15 protein-coding genes are annotated in these 15709 nt (G+C 69.2%); 4 read left to right on the top strand and 11 right to left on the bottom strand.

Annotation, left to right across the window (positions count from 1 at the left end; translation table 11 throughout):
- Positions 1 to 21: 21 nt before the first annotated feature.
- Together ACX80J_RS15150 and ACX80J_RS15145 are read right to left on the bottom strand one after the other, a co-directional pair.
- Entirely contained in the window at positions 22 to 465 is a 444-nt protein-coding gene (locus ACX80J_RS15150) for a YkvA family protein (protein ID WP_459348353.1), read from the bottom strand.
- Positions 466 to 505: 40 nt separating this feature from the next.
- The gene (locus ACX80J_RS15145; RefSeq protein ID WP_459348352.1) at positions 506 to 1147 is read right to left on the bottom strand and encodes a TetR/AcrR family transcriptional regulator; all 642 of its coding nucleotides are present in this window, start codon (positions 1145 to 1147) and stop codon (positions 506 to 508) included.
- Between the two features lie 66 nt (positions 1148 to 1213).
- Between ACX80J_RS15145 and ACX80J_RS15140 the strand changes: the two genes are divergently transcribed.
- The 3 genes from ACX80J_RS15140 (at position 1214) to ACX80J_RS15130 (ending at position 4814) form a co-directional block, all read left to right on the top strand.
- Positions 1214 to 2053 (top strand): ATP-binding cassette domain-containing protein, encoded by an 840-nt coding sequence (locus tag ACX80J_RS15140; RefSeq protein ID WP_459348351.1) that lies wholly within the window; start codon positions 1214 to 1216, stop codon positions 2051 to 2053.
- 4 nt (positions 2054 to 2057) lie between these two features.
- On the top strand, positions 2058 to 4400 hold the full coding sequence (locus ACX80J_RS15135) for a YhgE/Pip domain-containing protein (RefSeq protein ID WP_459348350.1): 2343 nt from the start codon (positions 2058 to 2060) through the stop codon (positions 4398 to 4400).
- 93 nt (positions 4401 to 4493) lie between these two features.
- The gene (locus tag ACX80J_RS15130; RefSeq protein ID WP_459348349.1) at positions 4494 to 4814 is read left to right on the top strand and encodes a putative quinol monooxygenase; all 321 of its coding nucleotides are present in this window, start codon (positions 4494 to 4496) and stop codon (positions 4812 to 4814) included.
- On the opposite strand, the gene ACX80J_RS15125 is transcribed toward ACX80J_RS15130, so the two are convergent.
- The 9 genes from ACX80J_RS15125 to ACX80J_RS15085 all read right to left on the bottom strand — a co-directional run bounded on the left by ACX80J_RS15125 (position 4811) and on the right by ACX80J_RS15085 (position 14714).
- Positions 4811 to 5932 (bottom strand): aminopeptidase, encoded by a 1122-nt coding sequence (locus ACX80J_RS15125; RefSeq protein WP_459348348.1) that lies wholly within the window; start codon positions 5930 to 5932, stop codon positions 4811 to 4813. The genes ACX80J_RS15130 and ACX80J_RS15125 overlap by 4 nt on opposite strands.
- Positions 5922 to 7439 carry an FGGY-family carbohydrate kinase gene (locus ACX80J_RS15120; protein ID WP_459348347.1) on the bottom strand — a complete coding sequence of 506 codons (1518 nt, stop codon included), beginning with the start codon at positions 7437 to 7439 and terminating at the stop codon, positions 5922 to 5924. Before ACX80J_RS15120 ends, ACX80J_RS15125 begins: the two co-directional genes overlap by 11 nt.
- A gap of 5 nt (positions 7440 to 7444) precedes the next feature.
- Complete coding sequence (locus tag ACX80J_RS15115; RefSeq protein WP_459348346.1) at positions 7445 to 8257, bottom strand: BtpA/SgcQ family protein; 813 nt, start codon at positions 8255 to 8257, stop codon at positions 7445 to 7447.
- Between the two features lie 57 nt (positions 8258 to 8314).
- Complete coding sequence (locus tag ACX80J_RS15110) at positions 8315 to 8935, bottom strand: DAK2 domain-containing protein (RefSeq protein ID WP_459348345.1); 621 nt, start codon at positions 8933 to 8935, stop codon at positions 8315 to 8317.
- Positions 8932 to 9933 carry a dihydroxyacetone kinase subunit DhaK gene (locus ACX80J_RS15105; RefSeq protein WP_459348344.1) on the bottom strand — a complete coding sequence of 334 codons (1002 nt, stop codon included), beginning with the start codon at positions 9931 to 9933 and terminating at the stop codon, positions 8932 to 8934. The genes ACX80J_RS15110 and ACX80J_RS15105 overlap by 4 nt, the downstream gene beginning before the upstream one ends.
- Positions 9934 to 9947: 14 nt before the next feature.
- On the bottom strand, positions 9948 to 11033 hold the full coding sequence (locus ACX80J_RS15100; protein WP_459348343.1) for an ABC transporter permease: 1086 nt from the start codon (positions 11031 to 11033) through the stop codon (positions 9948 to 9950).
- A gap of 2 nt (positions 11034 to 11035) precedes the next feature.
- Entirely contained in the window at positions 11036 to 12079 is a 1044-nt protein-coding gene (locus tag ACX80J_RS15095) for an ABC transporter permease (RefSeq protein ID WP_459348342.1), read from the bottom strand.
- Positions 12076 to 13593 carry a sugar ABC transporter ATP-binding protein gene (locus ACX80J_RS15090; protein WP_459348341.1) on the bottom strand — a complete coding sequence of 506 codons (1518 nt, stop codon included), beginning with the start codon at positions 13591 to 13593 and terminating at the stop codon, positions 12076 to 12078. Before ACX80J_RS15090 ends, ACX80J_RS15095 begins: the two co-directional genes overlap by 4 nt.
- 77 nt (positions 13594 to 13670) lie before the next feature.
- Entirely contained in the window at positions 13671 to 14714 is a 1044-nt protein-coding gene (locus ACX80J_RS15085) for a substrate-binding domain-containing protein (protein ID WP_459348340.1), read from the bottom strand.
- 219 nt (positions 14715 to 14933) lie between these two features.
- Between ACX80J_RS15085 and ACX80J_RS15080 the strand changes: the two genes are divergently transcribed.
- Entirely contained in the window at positions 14934 to 15689 is a 756-nt protein-coding gene (locus ACX80J_RS15080) for a DeoR/GlpR family DNA-binding transcription regulator (RefSeq protein WP_301229073.1), read from the top strand.
- The last annotated feature ends 20 nt before the right edge of the window (positions 15690 to 15709 follow it).

The following is a 15709-nucleotide window of genomic DNA, read 5'->3' as shown; positions in this document are numbered from 1 at the left end:
AAGACGCTTCATGACTTTTCGTTACGCAGTATTGCGGCCGGGCCCACCGGTCTCCGGACCGCCCACGCCCGCCAACCCGCGCACGAGGCGGAGGCCTCCCTCGGATCCCGGCCAGTGCCGCTCCAGCGCGTCCGGTCCGGCGCTCCGGACGACGGCGCGCAGGACGACGGCGACCAGCACGATGTCGTCCGCGTAGCCGATGACGGGCAGGAAATCCGGGACGAGGTCGATCGGCAGCAGAAGATACACCACGAGGGCGCCGAGCAGGAACCGGGCACGCCCCGGGACCGTCCGGTCCGCGGCGAGCCGGCGGATGAGCCGCAGGAGGTCCGGTCCGAGACGCAGCACGTCCGTCAGCGACAGGATCTCCGGGTGCCGCCTGGCGTAGAGGCCCAGGAAGAGGAGGAAGAGCCCGTAGGCGGCGAGGATCGCGATGCCGGCCTCCAGCAGCACGTGCCAGTCCACTCCGTACCCCTTCCCGCCATGGTCCGTGAACACCCTACTGCTAGGTGGCCAGGGCGGCGCGCAGGACGGCCGCGATGCTCTCGGTCACCTGTTCCTCGGTGACGGCGCCGGGATCGGCGGCGCACTCGATGGCCATGCCGTTCACCGTCGCCAGCAGGATGGTGGCGAAGACGGTGTAGTGCTCCGGCTCCGACGGCGCGCCGAAGGCCGCCGCCCGCTCGGCCAGCGTCGCGGCCAGCAGCGAGCGCCGGGTGCGTCGGTGCTCGCGGAACACGGCACCCACCTCGGGGTCCCGGCCCGCCTGGAGGGCGAACTCGACGACGAGCGCATGCCAGCGCTGGTCGCGCAGGACACCCCGGGCGAGGTAGCGCGCAGTGTGCAGGACGGTCTCGTCGAGCGAGGTCAGGTGATCCACCTGGCTGAGGACGTCCGCGGCGGTGTCGGCGAGCCGTTCGCCCAGCAGGGTGGCGAAGAGTTCCTGCTTGGAGCCGAAGTTCGAGTAGACGGCGCCCTTCGTGTACCCGGCCCGCTCGGCGATCGTGTCCAGCCGGGCGGCGACGTAGCCGATCTCCTCGAAGACCTCGAGCGCCGCGACGAGCAGCCCCGCGCGGACGTCCTCGCGCCGTGGGCGGCGGCGTGGCCTTCCCGCCGTCGTGCTGTCGGTTGTCGTACGTGCTGTCATGTCGTCCTCCCACAGTTACGATACCATTGGTATTGAATACTCCCAGTATTGAAATCGAGGATCGCCATGGTCACCTCCCTGCTCCCGAACCCCGACGCCCAGGCGGGCGGTGCTCCTGCCATCGTCGTCGAGGGCCTGGCACTACGGACGGGGAGGAGGACGATCTTCGAGGACGTCAGCTTCGACGTCCCGGCCGGGTCGCTCACCGTGCTCGCGGGAGCATCCGGGACCGGCAGGACCGCCCTGGCCCTGGCGCTCGCCGGACGGTTCTCCGTCTCCGCGGGGCGGTTCTCGGTCCTCGGCCTCGCACTGCCACGGCACGCCGGTGAGGTGCGCCGCCGCGTGGGCTTCACGGGCAACGCCACGGTGGTGCCGCTCGACGAGAACCTCACGGTGCGGCACCACGTGGCCGAGGCGCTCGGGCTGGCGGGCCCGTGGTGGAGGCGGTCGGCCACCCGCGAGCGGGTGGACCGCACCATCACCGCCGCCAACGACCTGCTCGCCGCCCTCAAGGACGTGATCGGCGGGAACGCACCGTCGGGGCCACTGGCGCAGGCGCGCCTCCACCGGGGTGAACTGGTGCGCGACGCCTCACCCGTGGCGCGCTTCACGCTCAGCCTCGTCCTCGCCCTCGTGTCGGGTCCCGACGTCCTCGTGGTGGACGACGTCGACCAGCTCCGCACCGCCGACGAGCGCCGTGCCGCCTGGGCCGCACTGCTCACCCTCGAACGCACCCGGCGCGGCGACGGGGGGCCGCTGACCGTCGTCGCCACCTGCCAGGACTGGCAGGAGCTCGACGACGTCCTCGACCCGGGCCGGCTCGGCGCCCTGCCCCTGCGTCCCGTCACCGTCCACACCCTGGGCGCCCCAGTCTCCGCCCCGACCCCAGATCCAGAAACCAGGTAAAACCGTGTTCTCCCTGCTCCGCACGGAACTCTCCCGCTTCCGCATCTCCCTCCTGTCCAGGGCCGCACTGGTGGTGATCGCCATCATCCCCGCGCTGTACGGCGGGCTCTACCTCGCGGCCAACTGGAACCCGACGGGCAACCTCGACCACCTGACGGCCGCCGTCGTGAACGAGGACCAGCCCGCGACGGCTGCCGGCCCCGACGGCACCGAAACCACCATCTCGGCGGGCGCGGACCTCACCGGTACCCTCACCTCCTCGGACGGCGCCGGGTTCACCTGGGTCGAGGCCAGCAGGGAGGACGCGCAGGAGGGCCTCGATGACGGGACCTACGCCGCCACACTCGAGATCCCGTCGGGGTTCTCGGCCAGGCTCGCCTCCGTCGGTGGCGACACCCCGGCGCAGGCGACGCTCGACATCACCACGAACGACGCCGACAGCTACATCGTCGGCCAGGTCGGCAACACCGTGGCCGCCACCCTCCAGCGCCAGGTGCAGTCCGGCGCCACCGAGGACTACCTCGACAGCATCTACCTGGGCTTCTCCTCCCTGCACGGCGAGCTCACCGAAGCCGGCGAGGGTGCCGGCAGGATCGCCGACGGCGCACGGAGTGCCGATGAAGGGTCGGGCTCGCTCGTCGTCGGGCTCGGCAGCCTCGTGGACGGCAGCGTCCAGCTGTCCTCCGGCAGCGCGCAGGTCGCCGGCGGAGCGGCGGACCTCTCGGGAGGAGCCTCCGACCTCGCCGCCGGGCTGGCCCAGCTCGAGGCGGCGACGACGGACCTTGTCCCGCAGTCGCAGCAGCTCGCGGAGGGTGCCGCAGCGGCAGTCACGGGAGGAGCAGCGGTGCGCGACGGAGCCGCACAGGCAGCGGCGGGAACGCGGTCGGTCGCCGACGGGGCCGGCTCGCTGTCCGGTTCGGCGACGGCCCTCGCGGACGGCACGCGCAGCGTCGCCGACGGCGTCGCCCAGGTCGGGGACGGGGCAGCGGCCCTCTCCGCGGGAGCGACGCAGCTCTCTGCCGGTGCAGGGCAGGCGGCCACAGGCTCGCGTGCCGTGTCCGACGGCCTCGCACAGCTCACCGCGAACTACGGTGCACTGACCGACGCCGAACGGATCGCCGCACTCCAACAGCTCGCGTCCGGCGCGGATGCCGCGGCTGCGGGGAGCGAGCAGATGGCCACCGGCACGGGGACCCTCGCCGCCTCCGCCACGGACCTCGCCACCGGTGCCGGAACTGCGGCCGCCGGAGCGGGCGCCGCGGCCGATGGCGCAGGCCGCCTCGCCACGGGCGCCTCCGACCTCGCGACCGGCGCGGACGGTGCCGCAGCGGGTGCCGGACAGGTGGCACAGGGCGCGGCGGGCCTCGCCGACGGGCTCGAGCAGCTCCAGTCGGGGACCGGTACCCTCGCTGCAAGCGCCCCGGCGCTGCGTGACGGCATCGTCTCCGCCTCCGCCGGCGCCGGCCGCCTCGCCGCAGGAGCGTCCACGCTCAGCAGCGGTGCGGAGCAGGTGGCCGGGGGAGCGGCAGCCCTCGCCGACGGTTCCGGGCAGGCGTACGACGGCGCCACCCGCCTCGAGGACGGCCTCGGGACCCTGTCCAGCGGCTCGCGGGACCTTGCACAGCAGCTCGAGCAGGGCGCAGGGCAGGTGCCGGACTACTCCGACGCCCAGCGCACGGAGCTGAGCGGCGTGGGGGCGTCACCGGTCGCCGTCGAGCGGACGCACGCGAATGCCGTCGACGCGTACGGCGAGGGCATGGCGCCCTACTTCATCCCGCTGGCCCTCTGGGTCGGCGGCATCGTGACCTACATCGTGCTCCGGGCACTGTCGCCGCGCGCACTGGCCTCGACGGCCGCTTCCTGGCGGGTGTCAGCCGCCGGCTACCTGCAGGGCGCGCTGTTCGCGGTGCTGCAGGCACTGGTGCTCCTCGGGGTCCTGGTGGCAGGCGTCGGGTTGACCACGCCCCACCCGGTGGGCCTGCTGGCCTTCACGATCCTCACGGCGCTGGTCTTCACCGCCATCCATCAGGCGCTCGTCGCCCTGCTCGGCGGCGTCGGCAGGCTGGTCGCGCTGGTGCTGCTGATGCTGCAGCTCACGTCCGCGGGAGGCACCTACCCCGTGGCGACGTCGCCCGGCTTCTTCCAGTTCCTGAGCCCGCTGCTGCCCATGACGCACGCCGTCGTCGGCCTGCGTCACCTCATCGCCGGCGGGGACCTCGGTGTCGTCTGGCTCTCGGCGGCTCAGCTGCTGGTCTTCTTCGTGCTCGCGGCGGGCCTGTCCGTCGTCGCGGCGCACCGGCACCGCTCGTGGTCCCTCGGGAAGCTGCACCCCAGCCTCGCGCTCTGACAACTCCCCGCAGGTGGGGAGCGCGCACGCGCAGGAACTTATAGGTTGGAACGGTACCCAAGCACAGTACGTCCACCAGGAAGGCACCATCCCATGATCTTCATCGTCGTCAAGTTCAACGTGAAGCCCGAGTGGAGCGACCGCTGGATCGATCTGACGCGGGACTTCACGGAGGCCACCCGCCAGGAACCGGGGAACCTCTGGTTCGACTGGTCCCGCAGCGTCGAGGACCCGAACCGGTTCGTGCTCGTCGAGGCGTTCCATGACGACGCCGCGGAAGCCCACGTCAACAGCGCCCACTTCTCCCAGGCCATGGAGGACATGCCGCAGGCACTCGTGGAGACGCCGGAGATCATCAGCGAGCGCATCGGTGCAGAGGGCTGGGGCCGCATGGGGGAGCTGACGGTCGACTAGGGTCGCGTCGCCCAGGGCGGGGGTGCCGGACGGGTGTGCTCCGCGAGCAGGCCCGTCACCTCCCCGTCCGCGATGAGCGCGTGATCCCCGGCGGACAGGAAGGACCCGGGCTTCCGCAGGTCCTTGACGATGTCCCAGTGCAGCGACGACTGGTTGATGCCGCCGCAGTCCGGATAGGCCCGTCCCAGCGCCAGGTGCATCGTGCCCAGGATCTTCTCGTCGATCAGCAGGTCGCCCGTGGCGGTCGTCATGCCGGGGTTGGTCCCGATGCCCAGTTCCCCCACGCGTCGTGAACCCGCATCGGTGCCGAGCAGCTCGTGCACGAACCCCTCGCCCCGGGCCGCGGACGCTTCCACGACGGTGCCGCCCTCGAACCGCAGCTCCAGCTCGGTGATGGGAGTACCGGCGAACCAGAAGGTGCCGGGGAAGCGGATGTGACCGTCGACCCCGTCGTCGAGGGGAGCCGTGGCGATCTCCCCGTCCGGCAGGTTAGCCTCGCCCGCGAAGCTGATCCAGGTCCGTCCACCGGTCCGGAAGGTGAGGTCGGTGTCCCCGGTGACGACGCGGACGGTGTCCTCCTGCCCGAGGGCAGCACACAGCGTGTCCCAGCGCGCGCGGAGGTCGGACCAGGGCGCCAGACAGCCGGCGAAGAACTCGTCCAGCAGACCGACGTACCCGACGCCGATCAGCTCGGCCCACTCCGGCGTCGGGACCCGCACCAGGCACCACGCGGTCTCCTCCCACCGGGCGGTGGATACGAGGCCCTTCCCCCGACGCTGGGCGGCGAGCCGCACCTCGTCGACGTCGTCGCCCGTCGGAGCGATCATGCCCCGGAAGGACACGTGGACGTCCGCCCAGTGCATCGACGCCAGCTCCAGGGGAGCGGGCGCGGACAGCATCTCCACCGGGGCGTGCGCGACGGCGAGTCGGTCGAATCGTTCGTCGGTCGCCAGGACCTGCGGACAGGCACCCAGGCGGTAGCACTCCTCGACGAAGGCTTCCACCGCGGGCATGACCTGCGGATCCGTCATGAAGACCGAGACCCTGCTGCCATTCCTCACACCGGTGCCGCCGGCGACCTGCGCTGCGAGCAGGGCCCACCGGTGATCAGCGGTCATGGCGTCTCTCCATCCTCCGTGCGTTCAGGGGCGACAGGGAGCGGTACAGCTCCAGGTAGTCGGCGTGGTCACTGCGGAGGACCGCGGCACTGGACGGCTCGACGTCGATCCTCTCGCCGAGCCGGACCCAGTCCCTGATGCTGTCCCGATGCGGGAGCCTGCCGACGGCGAAGGCCGCGATCGCCGCATCGCCGAGGGCTGCGCCGTCCGTCAGCGCAACGGTCTGCGGGGAGCCCGTGATGTCCGTGACGGACTGGGTGAAGATCCGGTTCTTCGTCCCGCCGCCGACCGCGAGGACCCGCTCAGGGGTCTCCCCGACGTCGTCGTAGGCGGAGAGAGCGTGCGCGACCGAGTGGGCGACCCCCTCCAGGACTGCCCGGGCGATATCCGCGCGGCCGTGCTCGAGCGACAGGCCGATCAGGGCTCCCCGACTCGTCGGATCGTGGACAGGTGTGCGTTCCCCGCTGAAGTGCGGAAGCAGCAGCAGGCCGTGCGCTCCCGGAGGTGACTGCTCCGCGAGCGCCAGCAGTCCACCGAAGAGCTCGTCGTCGCTGACGGACAAGTCCAGTCCCAGGACCTCCGCCACCCACCGGGTCAGGGTCCCCGCCGTGGACGTGCCGGCGGCCAGGACGAACGTCCCGGGGAAGACGTACGGGGCGGACCAGAGCACCTTCCCGCGCAGGGGCGCCTCGGTCACCTTGATCATGTAGGTCGAGGAGCCGTACATCAGCATGAGATCGCCCGGATCGACCACTGTCGCGCTCACCGCTTCCGCGGGAGCGTCGACGGCGCCGAAGACGACCGGGACCCCCACCGGAAGGCCGGTGAGCCCGGACGCCTCCTCGGTGACGGTCCCGGCGATGTCCGTGGCCCAGCCCAGCTCCGGCAACTGCTCCCGGCGCACGGCATCCTCGCAGCCCGTGACATCCCAGGACTGGCTGTCGAGGTCGTAGAAGGGATGGAAATACCCCGCGGTCCCGTGATCCATCGTCACCCGGCCGGTGAGCCGGGCCACGAGGTAGCCGTGCGCCGTGACGTACCAGCGCGCGGCCGCCGCGATCTCCGGCTCGTTGTTCCGAACCCAGGCGACCTTCGGTCCGGCGGACTGGCTGGTGAGCGCATTCCCGCTCCGCCGGAAGACCTCCTCGCGGCCGAGGGTCTCCTCCAGCTCTCCGATCTCGCGGGAGGCCCTGGTATCGATCCCGTACAGAATTCCAGGGCGCAGCGGGCGCAGGCCGGCATCGAGCGGCAGCACGCACGGCCCGATCGCGCTGCAGCCGACGGCGGTGACGGTCCCGTCCCGGGCGGCGTCCGACGCCATCAGCTTCGAGCTCACCGCCGCGAAGTCCGACCACCACACCAGGTCCGCGTCCTGCTCCACGTGTCCCTGCCGGGGCGTGGAGATCCCGTGCCGGCGTCGGGCGCGCGCCTGCACGACGCCCTCCGCGTCGACGAGCACCCCCTTCGTCTCGAAGGTGCCGACGTCGATGCCGACGAACAGCTCCACGGCGGCTAGAGCGACCGTCGGAGGTTCTGGACCTCGGACATCAGTTCCTTCACGCGCGCGGTATCGGCGGGGTTCTCGAAGACGCCGTCGGACTTGAAGTAGGTCCCGACGATGGCCGCGTCGGCGACGCGCAACTGCTCTGCGGCGTTCGCCGCCCTCACGCCGGTGTTGACGATCACCGGAGTGGATCCCGCATTCTCCTTGACCGTCGCCAGGACACTGGTGTCCGTCGGGGCGCCGGCCGTGAGTCCGGAGACGCAGAGCCCGTCGGGCCGGCAGTTGAAGACGGTGCTCCGGGCGATGTCGGCGATGGTGCGCGACCCGAGGTAGGACGCGGCTTCCGGCACGATGTTGTAGAGCAGCCGGACGTTCTCCCCGCCGACCGCCCTGCGGTGCCGTGCGGTGGCGCCGACGTTGGTGTCCCACGTGCCGAAGTCCGATGCGTACACGCCGGTGAAGATCTCCCGGACGAACGAGGCACCCGTCGCGACAGCCAGGTCGATCGAGGCCGTCGCGTCCCAGAGGACGTTCACGCCGAAAGGCACCCGTATCCCGTCCCGCAGCTCGCCGATGATCCTGGCCATGGTGATGGCGGTGATGGGCTCCGTCTTCGTCAGGTAGGGCAGGCTGAATTCGTTGGAGATGAGGATGCCGTCCACACCGCCGTCCTGCAGCGCCTGCAACTCCCGGCGTGCATGGTCGAGGACTGCTGCGACGCCGCCGTCCCGATCGTAGGAGGGGTCACCCGGGAGTGCCTGCAGGTGGCACATCGCGATGACCGGTTTGGGTACCTCGAATACGTCGTCCAGCCACGTCATGGGGGTCCAGCTTTCTGTTCGGGGTGCCTGCCGGGCCGGCAGGCAGGGGTGCGGATGCTAGTTCGCGGCCTTCCAGGACTGCAGGAACCGCAGGAACGCGGTCGCCCCCGGGTCCTGCAGGCCGATGCTGCGCTCCTGGAGCCAGGACGCGCGGCCCCGGCGCGACTGCATGCCGACGGTGTCCGTCACGCCGCGCTGTGCCGCATCGATGGCCTTGTCCAGGGCCGCGTCCGGTGGGTCACCGGCAGACAGTGCTTCCGCGGCGGGCATCAGGGCATCGAGGATGGTCTTGTCACCGACCTGCGATTTTCCGCGTTTGCCGATGTTCTCGCCTGCCGCGGTGGCGAAGGCGCCGGCGTCGGCGACGCTGATCGACGCGGCGTCGTCCCAGACCCGGGATCCCGCCAGTAACGCCCCGGCCACCAGTGCAGCCATGGTCGACGGGTTGGCATTTGCGAAGGCCTTCGCGCAGGTCTTCGCGATGTCGGCGGGGAGCGCGTCGTCGGGGAGTTCCTCGAGCGCGGCGCGGACTGCTTTGGCCCCGAGCGACACGGTGACGCCCAGATCGCCGTCGCCCAGCGCGGCGTCGAGGTCGCGCAGCTCGTCGGCGTACTGGATCACGTCGGCCAGCGCGTTGCGGATCGCTGTGTTGATGTCCGGTCCCTGCATGGCACTCATCCCTCCCGGAAGAACGGAGACTCGGCGGGGGCGTTGAGCAGCGCGAGCCGCTCATCGCTCAGCTTGAGGAGCGAGATCGAGGCCCCCGCCATCTCCAGGCTCGTCGCGTACTCGCCGATGTAGCGTTTCTCCACCGTCAGGCCGAGCTCCTCGGCGATGTGGTGGACGCGCCGGTAGAGGACGTAGAGCTCCTCCAGGGGAGTGGCTCCCATCCCGTTCACCAGGACGGCCACACGGTCCCCGGCCGCCAGTCCGAGGTCCTCCACCAGCGGGTGGACGAGCCGGGTGGCGATCTGGTCGGCCGTCTCCAGCTGTCCCCGGTGGATGCCCGGCTCGCCGTGGATGCCGATCCCGATCTCCATCTCGCCGTCGGGCAGGTCGAAGCTGGCCTTCGCCGTCGTCGGAAGGATCGTGGGGGAGAGGCCGATGCCCATGGTCGCCGTGTTCCCGATGATGTCCTCGGCCACGGCCGCCACCTCGGCGAGACTGTCGCCCCGTTCGGCGGCAGCACCGGCGGCCTTGTACGCGAAGACGATGCCGGCGACGCCGCGCCGGTCCTCGGCGCGTTCTTTCGGCTGGCTTGCGACGTCGTCCCGGCCGAGGACGGTGCGCGTCTCGACGTCCTCGAGCTCGGCCAGATCGGCCGCCAGGTCGAAGTTGAGGACATCCCCGCCGTAGTTGCCGTAGAGGTAGAGGACTCCGGCGCCGCCGTTGACGGCCAGGGTCGCCTCGAGGATCTGCTCCGACGACGGCGAGGAGAAGACGTTGCCGATGGCGACGGCGGAGCAGAGGCCCCTGCCCACGTACCCCTTGAACAGGGGCAGGTGCCCCGAGCCGCCGCCCGTGACGATGCCGACCTTGCCCTGAAGCGGAGCATCGGCCCGCACCAGGATCCGGGGATCACTGCCAGGGGTCCGGACGAGATCCGGATGGGCCAGCGTGATCCCTTCGATCATCTCGTCCACGAAGTTCTCCGGGTCGTTGATTATCTTCTTCATGATTTCCTTCGTCGTTACGGCAGCACCGGGTTGGTGTCCGGGAGATCCTTGCGGGCTTTCCTCCTCCGGAAGTGGATCTGGTCGAAGACCATCACCGCGATGAGGATGAGGCCCTGGGCTATGGAGTACTCATAGGAGGACAGGCGGATGGCGTTGAATCCACTGGAGACGATCTGCAGTGTCAGCGTGGCCATGACCACACCGGCGACGGTCGCGAATCCACCGCTCGGGTTGGTCCCTCCCAGCACGGCGATCACGATGACGAGCAGGACGTAGGACGACCCGTAGTCGGCGCTCGCCGTCGGATTGCGGGCGAGGAAGACGATGCCGGCGAGCCCGCCGAGGAGACCGGACACCAGGTAGGTGCCCATCAGGACCCTCCGGCTGCCGATGCCGGAGTACTTGGCGGCCAAGGGGTTGGCGCCCTGCAGCTGCAGCTTCAGCCCCAGCGGTGTCCTGTTCAGCAGGACGGCGATGGCCGCGGCGACCAGCAGGAAGAACAGGAAGAGCGCGGGGATGCCGGCGACGGTCGTCGTCGCGAAGGTGGTGAGGGCCTCGGGCGCACCGTAGAGCGTCTGCCCGTTCGTCCAGACCACGGCGATGCCGTTCAGGATCTGCATGGTGCCCAGCGTGGCGAGGATCGGGGTGATTCCCACGACGCCGATGAGGAACCCGTTGAACAGCCCGGCGACAAGGGCCGTTGCGAGCCCGAGCACCAGGATCAGCGGCATCATCGCGGCGGCCTGTGCCGGATCCCCGGCTGCGATCCCGGAGTAGACCGTGGTGATCGTGATGGCCGCGAAGTTCGCGATGGCGACGATCGACAGATCGATCCCGCCGGTCACCATCGCCAGCATCATCGCCACAGCCAGGATGCCGATCTCGGGCGAGGCGATCGCGATGTTCTCGAGGTTGAGCGGATTCAGGAAGATCGCCGGCTTCAGCAGGGCGAAGATCGCGAAGGACAGCAGGAGGAGGATCAGCATCCGGGTGATGCCCTTCTCCCTCCGGATCGTGGCGAGGAAGGACCCGAGGCCCTGATCGAGCTGCGCGTTGAGCCGGCCCAGGGTGGGCCCGGCGTTCTTCTGGTCCAGAGACATGGTTACGCCCCCGCCTCTTCGGTGACGAATACCTTCTTGGACTGCCGCTTCGCGGAGAGGGCCTGGATCCCGACGCCGACGATCAGCAGGACGCCGACGGCGGTGCGCTGCCACGCGGTAGGAATGCCGACCAGGATCAGGCTGTTGTTGATCAGCTGCACGAGCAGCACCCCGAGCACCGTTCCGAGGACCGACCCCCTGCCACCGAAGATGGAGGCCCCTCCGAGGACCACGGCGGCGATGATGTCCAGCTCCGTTCCCACGAGCGCCTGCGGATTGGCGTTGCGGCCGAGGATCACATGCAGTACCCCGGCGAAGGCGGCGAGGACACCGGCCAGCACGTACAGCGCCACCTGGATCCTCGTCACCGCGAACCCGGCACGGCGTGCAGCCTCGGGATCGCCGCCGATCGCATAGATTCCCCGACCGAACATCGTCCGTTTGAGCACCCACGCCACCAGGACGCACAGGGCGATCACCGGGACCACGAGCACGTGCAGGAAGGCCTCGGAGTCGCCGGCCCGGATGGAGATCACGTTGGCCGTCGATACCGCCGACATGCTTCCCGGCAGGTCCGCGATGTAGCGCGAGCCGATGTAGGCGACCAGGAGTCCGCGGAAGATCCCCTGCGTCCCCAGGGTGACGATCAGCGTCGAGAGCCGGAAGCGGGCGATGACGGCACCGTTCACCAGCCCGAGCAGTGCCCCCATGCCGCAGGCGATGGCGAAGACCCCGATGAGCCCCGGATCGAAACCGCCGGCCTCCGATACCCTCACGGTCGTGTACCCGGCGAAGATCGCGATGGCTGCGAAGGAGACGTCGATCCCGCCGGAGATGATGACGATCAGCACTCCGAGGGCGAACACCATGGGCACGATGGCGCCGCGCATGATCGAGAACAGCGTGCCGACCGTGAAGAAGGAGGGGCTGATCAGTGCCATGCCGATGATCAGCACCAGCAGGACGAGGGCGAGGACGCCCTCGTTGTTGGCTCCGCGCAGGTCGGCCCATCGGAGCTGCCTCGTCCGGGCGAGCACGTCGCTCATGCCGCCATCCTCTCCTCGATGGCTCCGGGCTGGATCTCCTCGCCGCCGAGTTCGTCGACCACGGCGCCCTGCCGCACGACCAGGACCCGGTTGCAGACCGCGACGAGCTCCGGGACGTCGTCGGAGATGACGATCACGCCCATGCCGCCGTCCGCCTGTTCCCGCAGGACCGCGAGGATCTCCTCCTTGGAGCCGACGTCCACCCCGACGGTGGGACCGTTGAGGATCAGGATGGCCGGGTGGTTCGCCAGCCACTTCGCGAGGACGACGCGCTGGGCGTTGCCGCCGGAGAGGCTCCGGACCGGAGCTGTCACGTTCGCTGCCTTGATGCGCAGCTGGTCGAAGAGCCGTTTGATCGTCTGCGCGACCTTCCGGGAGTCGACGAACAGTCTGCCCTGCAGGTGCTTGTCGACGGAGCCGGCGATGATGTTGTCCGCGATCGACTTCTCGAGGAAGAGTCCCTGGCTGAGCCGGTCTTCGGGGACGTACCCGATCCCCGCGCGGATGGCGTCCTCGATGGAGTTCAGCCTCACCCGTTTCCCGTTCACGTGGACCGACCCGGAGTCGGCGGGCAGCACCCCGAAGAGGCTCTCGGCGATCTCACTGCGGCCGGAGCCGAGCAGTCCCGTGATCCCGAGGATCTCCCCGCGGTGCAGGGTGAAGGAGACGTTGTGGAACGCGCCCTGGAGGGTGAGCGAGTCGACGGTCAGGACGGGATCCTCCTCCAGCCGCGGGGTGGTGACGAGACGGGTCTCGTTGACGTCACGTCCGGTCATGTGCCGGATGAGCGATCCCCGGTCGAAACCGGCGGTGGGTCCTGACACGACGTTCCTGCCGCTGCGCAGGATGGTGAGGTCCTGTGAGACCTCGAGGGCCTCCTCCAGCTTGTGGCTCACGAACACGAGAGCCACGCCGCGCTGCTGCAGGGTGCGGACGACGGCGAAGAGCCTCGCGACCTCGCTGTGGGTGAGCGCCGTCGTCGGCTCGTCCATGATGATGACCCGGGCATCGTTCACCAGGGCGCGGCAGATCGCGGTGAGCTGCTTGTCGGCCACCGAGAGGCGCTCCACGTCCTGGTCGAGGTCCAGGTGCAGCCTCAGCTCTTTCACGATGCGCTCGGCGGCCGGCCGGGATCTCCGCGCCGAGAAGGTCCTGCTGCGAGCGGCGACAGCGGACGTGAGCACGATGTTCTCGGCCACGGTGAGATTGGGGAAGAGGGAGAAGTCCTGGTAGATCACCTGGATACCGGCCTTGATCGCTTCCGCGGGAGTCATGAAGGCGTGAGGACGGCCGTCGATGAAGATCTCGCCCCCGTCGGGATGCTCGGCTCCGCTGATGATCTTGATGAGGGTGGATTTGCCGCAGCCGTTCTCACCGGCAAGGCAGTGGACGTTGCCGCTCACGAGGGAGAGGCTGACGTCCTGGAGGGCTTTCGCGCCGCCGTAACTCTTGGAGATGTTCCTGACCTCAAGGACCGGAGGTGCGCCGTCGGGCGCGGAGGATGTGCTGGTCATGGGTGCGTCCTCGGTATGCAGCGGGGCGGCCGGCGCGGCGATATCCGTGCCGGCCACTTCCGAACTGCGCGTCGCTGCTAGAAGTTGTAGTCGCCGACGTTGGACTTGTCCACGACGACCGCCGCATCGCCGACCACCACGTTGTCGAAGCCTTCCAGCTTCTTCAGTGAGTTGTAGCCCTCGATGCCGAGGTCGGTGCCGTCCCCGACCTCCTCGCCATCAGCGAGGAGCTGGGCGATCTTCAGCTGCGCCTCACCGGCCAGGGCCGGATCCCAGAAGAAGATCTTGTCGATGGATCCGTCCTCGAGGTACTTGCTGGCGACCGAGGGGATGCTGGTGCCCATGACACAGACGTCGTCCTGCTTGCCTGCTTCCTGCACGGCGCGGGCGATGCCGGCCACGTCCGTACCGGCGGACCCCTGGAAGCCCTTGATGTCGGGGTGCTTCGCGAGGACTTCCTTGGCCCGGTCGTAGGCGACGTTCTCGTCTTCCTTGCTCTCGATCGGATCCTCGACGCGGGTCAGGTCGGGGTATTCGGCTTTCTGCTGATCGAGGGCTCCGCTCACCCAGTCCATGTGGGTCTTCGCCGTGAGGCCGCCGACGAAGGAGACGTACTCGCCCTTCCCTCCCATGCATTCGGCGAGGTTGTCCATGATCTGCGCGCCATAGGCCTTGTTGTCGAACGCCTCGATGTCCATGTCCGCATTCTTGATGCCGCTGGCCTCATGGGTGACGACGACGATTCCCTGATCCCGCGCCTGGGTGAGCACGTTCTCGAGCCCCTCCGGCGAGTTCGGCACCACCGTGATCGCTGTCGGCGCCTGGGGGATGAGGTCCTGGATGATCTGGATCTGCTTCTCCGGGCTCGCGTCGTCCGCGCCTTCCTGGCGGGCATCGATACCCGTGGTCTCGGCGAAGTTGTTGACGCCTTCCTCCATGCGGTCGAACCAGCCGACACCGCTGATCTTCACGACGGTCACCATCGTCATGTCCTCGGGGGCGGCGCTTGCGCCTCCCTCGCTCTTCTCCGCGGTACCTCCGCCGCCCGTCGTTCCGCACGATGCGAGGAGCATCGCGACGGCGCCCGCGGACAGGACTCGGGCAGACTTGCTGTGCTTCATGTTCACTCCCTTGTGAAAATGCGATGCAGCGACCCGCTGCATCAGAGCAGTTCGTGGATGCTGGATGGAGTTGAACTCTAGGGTCGCGTCCGCGCGAGTGTCAACGGATTTGCCCTTATTCTGCGCGGGTCTCTTCACGACTCGCGCAGTTCTGCGCGATGTCGCGCAAACCGCGCAGTACTATGGCCGAATCGGAGTGCCATCGACGTCAGGACCCCTATGTCGCGCCAAGCGGAGATCATCGAGATCCTTCAGGATGAGGGCTTCCAGTCGGTCGTGGAGTTGGCGCGTCGGCTGGGGGTCAATCCCTCGACGATCCGGCGGGAGTTCGAGAAGCTGGAGCAGCTGGAACTGATCCAGCGGACGCACGGCGGTGCCTACCCCGTCAAACAGACCGACACCCCGTCGCTGATCAAGGAATCCCTCCACCACAGGGAGAAGGAAGCCATCGGCCGGGCGATGGCGGACAAGGTCCTGGACGGCCAGACGATCCTCCTCGACAGCGGGTCGACGACCCTCGAGGTGGCGAAGCATCTCGACAACTCGCGGTTGACCGTCGTCACGAATGACCTGCGGATCGGCCTGGAGATCGCGAATCGGCAGTGCGCACATCTGGTCCTGATCGGGGGCGAACTACTCCCCAACGTGTACACGCTCTGGGGTCCCTCGTCGGTCCAGCAGATCGAGCAGCTGCGCGTGGATGTGGCCATCTTCGGGGCGGACACGGTGGACGAGCAGGGGATCTTCAATACGAGCAGCTACGAGCTGGAGCTGAAGCGCACCATGCGGTCCATCGCGAAGGAAGCCTTCTTCGTCGCCGACAGCTCGAAGTTCGGCAGGGAAGCCCTCTTCAAGGTGTTCGGCCTGGACCAGTTCACGGCCGGCATCACCGATGACCTGCTGGATCCCATCCGGGCGTCCCACTTCCCCGTCCCGATCATCAGCGTCAGCCCGCAGAGGCTGGCGAAGAAATGACGGCCCTGCCGGGCCTCGGC

This window comes from Arthrobacter rhamnosi (assembly GCF_054510975.1).
This window is presented reverse-complemented; position numbering and strand designations above follow the sequence as displayed.

Coding starts and splice junctions, on each gene's coding strand:
- ACX80J_RS15145 (WP_459348352.1), bottom strand. CDS start 1,147: ATGACAGCACGTACGACAACCGACAGCACGACGGCGGGAAGGCCACGC.
- ACX80J_RS15140 (WP_459348351.1), top strand. CDS start 1,214: ATGGTCACCTCCCTGCTCCCGAACCCCGACGCCCAGGCGGGCGGTGCT.
- ACX80J_RS15130 (WP_459348349.1), top strand. CDS start 4,494: ATGATCTTCATCGTCGTCAAGTTCAACGTGAAGCCCGAGTGGAGCGAC.
- ACX80J_RS15125 (WP_459348348.1), bottom strand. CDS start 5,932: ATGACCGCTGATCACCGGTGGGCCCTGCTCGCAGCGCAGGTCGCCGGC.
- ACX80J_RS15115 (WP_459348346.1), bottom strand. CDS start 8,257: ATGACGTGGCTGGACGACGTATTCGAGGTACCCAAACCGGTCATCGCG.
- ACX80J_RS15110 (WP_459348345.1), bottom strand. CDS start 8,935: ATGAGTGCCATGCAGGGACCGGACATCAACACAGCGATCCGCAACGCG.
- ACX80J_RS15105 (WP_459348344.1), bottom strand. CDS start 9,933: ATGAAGAAGATAATCAACGACCCGGAGAACTTCGTGGACGAGATGATC.
- ACX80J_RS15100 (WP_459348343.1), bottom strand. CDS start 11,033: ATGTCTCTGGACCAGAAGAACGCCGGGCCCACCCTGGGCCGGCTCAAC.
- ACX80J_RS15095 (WP_459348342.1), bottom strand. CDS start 12,079: ATGAGCGACGTGCTCGCCCGGACGAGGCAGCTCCGATGGGCCGACCTG.
- ACX80J_RS15090 (WP_459348341.1), bottom strand. CDS start 13,593: ATGACCAGCACATCCTCCGCGCCCGACGGCGCACCTCCGGTCCTTGAG.
- ACX80J_RS15085 (WP_459348340.1), bottom strand. CDS start 14,714: ATGAAGCACAGCAAGTCTGCCCGAGTCCTGTCCGCGGGCGCCGTCGCG.
- ACX80J_RS15080 (WP_301229073.1), top strand. CDS start 14,934: ATGTCGCGCCAAGCGGAGATCATCGAGATCCTTCAGGATGAGGGCTTC.